Raw genomic sequence first — 459 nt, 5'->3', positions numbered from 1 at the left:
GCGCACCCCTCTTCCATGAGGCACCCGAGCTGACGGTCCCCGGCATCTCCACTTCGGCTCCCGGTGTCCGCGCCGCCGCTGCGCCTGCCGGGGCAGCGGCCCCGATGGCGGAGACCGGCATGCCGCAGGCAACCGCAACCGCGACGGCCCAGCCCCAGCCAGTGGTGACCCCAGCGCCGGAAGCACCCGTCCTGCCGCCGGCTGCCCAGCCGATCCACATTCGTTACCCGGCCGCCGCCTTCGACGTGCCCCTCCATCCGCTGGACCTGGACGGCGAAGCCCAATCCAGCCGCACCATCGAGCCACCCGCCACCAAGGACGGCTACTGGCTTTCGGCCTTCGGCACTCCAGGCCAGGGATCCGGCAATACCACTTACGTCATAGGCCACAGCTGGGAAGGTGCGGATGCCCCCTTCAACCATTTGAGCTCGGCGGCCGCCGTTGGTGACCGGTTTGATG

At 69.9% G+C, this 459-nt stretch carries 1 protein-coding gene; it reads left to right on the top strand.

Annotation, left to right across the window (positions count from 1 at the left end; genetic code table 11):
• Positions 1-119: 119 nt before the first annotated feature.
• The coding region (locus AC1DKD_RS42060) for a sortase family protein (RefSeq protein WP_477144844.1) at positions 120-459 on the top strand (340 nt) is incomplete at its 3' end.

The sequence above is a fragment of the Cupriavidus sp. 05T313 genome (assembly GCF_056396665.1).
This window is presented reverse-complemented; position numbering and strand designations above follow the sequence as displayed.